This is a genomic window from bacterium, assembly GCA_016789445.1.
Lineage (GTDB): Bacteria > Patescibacteriota > Minisyncoccia > Phycocordibacterales > UBA2100 > UBA10103.
In genome coordinates this window covers 1-716 of the sequence record JAEUQT010000008.1, presented here as the reverse complement: position 1 = coordinate 716, position 716 = coordinate 1, and the positions used below count along the sequence as shown (strand labels likewise).

General features: G+C 21.4%; 1 rRNA gene. It reads right to left on the bottom strand.

Annotated elements, in window-relative coordinates:
• Positions 1–716: ribosomal RNA gene (locus JNK62_04785) — 23S ribosomal RNA — on the bottom strand; the annotation flags it as partial.

Below are 716 nucleotides of genomic sequence, written 5' to 3'. Positions count from 1 at the left end.
CTTTCACCCCTAATCACATTTCATCCCAGTATATTGCAACATACATGGGTTCAATCCTCCAAAAATTAATTAAAATTTTTTTCAATTTGAACGTAATTAGATCATTTAGTTTCGGGTTTAATTTTTAAAATTTAAACGCTTTAAAAAAAAACTCGCTTTCGCTATACAATTAATTTTAAATTTTTGTTTACTTTAAAAATTAACTTGTTGACCCATTATACAAAAGGTATATTGTTTAAGAATATCTTAAAACAAATGCTATAAAGTATACAAATTTAGGATTCTTTTAACTCCTCTTTATTTTTTTTTAAGGTTCTTTTCATCTTTCCCTCACGGTACTAGTTCACTATCGATTTTAAAAAAATATTTAAATATTAAAGATGGTTCTTTATTTAAATAAAAAAACTTATCATGTTTTTTTATTTATTTTTATTTATTTTTATTTGTGTACAGGACTATAACCTTTTTTTGTTTTATATTTCAATAAATTCCAGAATAAAAATATATATATATTTTTTTTTAATTTCGTTCACCACTACTTTTAAAATCTTGTTTAATTTTTTACCTTTTGTTACTTAGATGTTTCAGTTCACAAAGTAATTTTTTTTTTTAGTTTTCACTATAATATAGGAAACATGTAAATTAAAATTCTATGGATTACTTACATATATCGTTATTTAAACGTCCTAATTTTTTTTAAATCTAGACATCTTTTA